Raw genomic sequence first — 3,744 nt, 5'->3', positions numbered from 1 at the left:
CTCGCCCGCTTGCGCTGCAGTGGCCGCAGCACGAGCCAGTGCGTGAGGGCGCCGAGCGTGGTGGACAGCAGGACGCCACAGACGGAGGCGAACCAAAAGTTGTGGCCGCGCTCGTACTGCAGCTCGTACTGCAGGAAGACACCCGCGATCGCCGTCGCACCGAGCGAGAAGTTGAGCACCCCGGTGCCACGGAAGATGACGATCAGACCTTGGGAGGCAAATGCGTAGAGCGCGCCGATGCCACATCCCAGCAGCGCAAACCTAATGACTTCGTTCATGATCTGGGTCTTCCCCCGGTGGACGTTTCCGCCGACTCCCCGAGCCGACGAAGTTACCTTAACGCACTTTCAGGTGATGATGTTATTGGAGGTCACGATGGTGTACGTTGCTTCCACGGGCACCGGGGGTGCTCGCATACTTTCCAAAAGGGGGAGAACATGAAGATGTTCAAGAATTCCATTGCATTGATCGCAGTACTCGGCCTCGCCGTGACATCGTGCGGCGACGACGGCGGCGGTACGTCGACCGACGAGCTGTCCGCCACTACCGTGGAACAGGGCGACACGACCGCCGAAACGACCGACGAAGCGACCGCCGAAGCGACCGACGAAGCGACCGCCGAGCCGATCAAGCTGATGACGGTCACGACACTCAACGCCAACGGTCCGACGTACGAGAACATCGCGATCACGGCGAACCTGGCTGCCGACTTCATCAACTCGAACGGCGGCATCAACGGTCGGCTGATCGAGGTCGAGGTCTGCGACGAGCAGTTCGACCCCGCCATCGCTGCTGGGTGCGCACGTCAGGCGGTCGAGAGCGGTGCTGTCTCGGTTGTCGGCTCGTTCACCTACTTTGCAGAAGCCATCGTGCCGGTGATTGCCGAGTCCGACATCACGTGGTTCGGGTTCTGTTGCTCGATCACGCCGTCGGAACTCTCCAACCCGTACTCCTTCCCGCTCGGCAACCAGCCGATGTATGCAGTAGGTGAGGTGAAGCGTGCCGTGGAAGATGGCTGTGAGAACATCAACGCCGTCATCGTCGACGGTGGCGAGGCGGTATTCCGTCCTCCGATGGAAAACGCCATGAAGGCGTACGGGCGAGAATTCGGCCAGGTGGTCCTCACGCCCGCCGTATCGCAGGACTTCTCCGCTGACGTGGCCCGGGCGACCAACGGTGCTGACTGCGTCGTGACCGTGATGTCCGAGACGCCGTACCTCACGTGGAATACAGCGTGGGCCCAGGCCGAGACCGACGTGAAGCTGTACGGAATCCAAGGAAACCTCAACGCCATCTCGGCGAAGGGAGCCGAAGAGGCCACTGACGGCAGCATCATCGCTGGCATGTACCCCGACATCATGACCGCACCGTGGGACGATTACCGAGCGGCGCTCGACGCGGCCGGAATCGACCAGGAGGCGAACGACTTCAACAGCCTCGGCGGCATGGGCACATGGGCCGGATACATGGCCTTCGCTCAGATCGCCTCAGGAATCGAAGGTGAAGTCACCGCACAATCGTTCTTCGAGGCTGCCAACAACACCTCGAATCTCGACCTCGGTGGCATGGTGCCGGTGCTCGACTTCACCCAGGAGTGGACCGACGGGATCCCGGGCTACAACCGCCTGTTCAACCGCAGCGTGGTGTTCAGCCAACTCGAGAACGGCAAGGTCGTACCGCTCGACAACGAGTTCGTCGACGTTAGCGACCTCGCTCTCGGCGTGCCACAGGACTGACCCGGACACGACACGAGCCGGCTCCGCCAATCCACTACGGATCGGCGGAGCCGGCTCGTTCGCGTTTTGGCGCCAGTACTCAGCCGAGGGCGCGACGTTCAGCCGACGGCGCGACGTTCAGCCGACGGCGCGACGTTCAGCCGACGGCGCGACCGGCGTCGTCCCAGTACCGGGCGCGCACGGCCTTCTTGTCGAGCTTGCCTACGGCGGTGATCGGCAGCGTGTCGACGTAGTCGATCGATTTCGGCGACTGCTGCGAGCCCTTCGCCTGCTTGACCATGGCCTGCAGTTCCCGGGTGAGATCCTCAGACGGCGTCTCACCGGGTTGGAGCACCACAACGGCCTTAACGGCTTCGCCCCACTTCGGATCGGGCACACCGATGACCATCGCGGTGTTGACCGCGGGGTGCTGGCTGATCACGTCTTCGACCTCGCGGGGGAACACGTTGAACCCGCCCGTGATCACCATGTCCTTGGTGCGGTCGACGATGTACAGGAAACCGTCGTCGTCGAAACGGCCGATGTCGCCGGTGTGCAGCCAGCCGCTCGAGAGTGCCTCGGCGGTCTCGTCGGGCAGGCCCTTGTAGCCCGTCATCACGAGCGGGCCGCGTACACAGATCTCCCCTGACTCGCCGGGACCGACCGGTTCGTCGTCGCCGTCGAGCAGGGTGACGTGCATCCAAGGAACGGGGCGGCCGCACGACGCCAGCCGCTCGGGCTTGGCGAGGTCGTGCTCGGCCTTCTTCAGGTGAGTGATAACCATCGGCGCTTCCGTCTGGCCGAAGAACTGGAAGAAGATCGGTCCCCAGTGCCCGATCGCGTCGGCCAGCTTGGTCGGGCTCATCGGTGATGCCCCGTAGAGGATCGTCTCCATCGACGACATGTCTGCGGTCTCGTACCGGGGATGGCCCTGGAGCGCGTAGAGCATCACCGGGACGAGCATGCAGCACGTGATGCGGTGCTGCGCGACGAGGTCGAAGAACGCGTCGGGGCTGAACGACTCCATCACGTAGAACGCCCCGCCCGACAACAGCACGGGCGCCACGACCGACAGGGCGGCGTGCGACAGGGGCGTCGGCAGCGCGATCCGGATCTCGTCGGGGAACTCCCACTCCGACATCTGAATCCAGGTCATCGACTGCCACACGCGGTGGCTCATGAGGACACCCTTCGGGCGACCGGTCGTACCGCCCGTGTATATCACGGTGCACAGATCGTCGAGGTGGACGTCCGGTGCGACGAGCGGTTCCGGAGCGAATCGATCGGCGAGTTCCATGAAGTCGTGACCGACTTGATTGTGACCAAACCCGAGGAGGATCAGGTCGGGAAACCGAGCGCGCAAATCGCTCGCGCGATCGGCGAACATCTCGCTGTCAAACACCAGGCAGTCGATCTCGGCGTCCTCCACGGCGAAGGCGTGGTCACTGAGGGACCCCATCGGATGCAGCGGTGTGAGGATGCACCCGTTGACCAGCGTGGCGAACGCGTTCAGGAGCACCTCGGGTCGGTTCTTGGAGAGGATCGCCAGACGGCTTCCCCGCCCTACGCCGACCGAGCGCATCGCCTGCACCATCTGACTCGTGCGGTCGTTCGCCTCGGCATAGGAGAGAACCCGATCACCGGTGAAGATGCACGGGTCGCTCCGGCGGCCGGCAAGCGCTCGGACGACGAGATGTGGCAGCAGTGGTTGCTCGTGGAGGACCGGAGTCATCGTCGGGTCGCGACTCAGTCGACAACTTGGCTGACGATTAGTGCGATGAGACCGATCGTCATCAGCACCATCACAAGCGCAGCGGCGCCGTCGCGGGCAGCGGAGCGCTGCTCGACCTGGTCGAGCGCAGGCGGAATGATGTCTTCGTTTTTGAGTTGATAGGCCATGTTCGAAACCCCCGGATCGATCTTGTTGTACCTTAGTTTATGTTAACCTAACCTATTCAATGGGTACAAACGAGACTGAACGAACCGCTGAACTGCGTCGATTGCTCGAGGCGTTCATGGACGAGCACAT

The 3,744-nt window shown here is 63.2% G+C and carries 4 protein-coding genes; 1 reads left to right on the top strand and 3 read right to left on the bottom strand.

What is annotated here, in order from left to right:
• Window positions 1-278: hypothetical protein (locus ACH2EI_RS11785; protein ID WP_395160142.1), on the bottom strand; the 278-nt coding region annotated here is incomplete at its 3' end.
• A gap of 159 nt (window positions 279-437) precedes the next feature.
• Here ACH2EI_RS11785 and ACH2EI_RS11780 point away from each other — a divergent pair.
• Complete coding sequence (locus ACH2EI_RS11780; RefSeq protein ID WP_395160140.1) at window positions 438-1,736, top strand: ABC transporter substrate-binding protein; 1,299 nt, start codon at window positions 438-440, stop codon at window positions 1,734-1,736.
• Window positions 1,737-1,872: 136 nt separating this feature from the next.
• Here the strand turns inward: ACH2EI_RS11780 and ACH2EI_RS11775 are convergent, their stop codons facing one another.
• Window positions 1,873-3,447 (bottom strand): AMP-binding protein, encoded by a 1,575-nt coding sequence (locus tag ACH2EI_RS11775; protein ID WP_395156171.1) that lies wholly within the window; start codon window positions 3,445-3,447, stop codon window positions 1,873-1,875.
• Window positions 3,448-3,461: 14 nt separating this feature from the next.
• Complete coding sequence (locus ACH2EI_RS11770; RefSeq protein ID WP_395156173.1) at window positions 3,462-3,614, bottom strand: hypothetical protein; 153 nt, start codon at window positions 3,612-3,614, stop codon at window positions 3,462-3,464.
• Between the last annotated feature and the right edge of the window lie 130 nt (window positions 3,615-3,744).

It is taken from the genome of Ilumatobacter sp., from assembly GCF_041688325.1.
Classification (GTDB): Bacteria; Actinomycetota; Acidimicrobiia; order Acidimicrobiales; family Ilumatobacteraceae; genus Ilumatobacter_A.
This window is presented reverse-complemented; position numbering and strand designations above follow the sequence as displayed.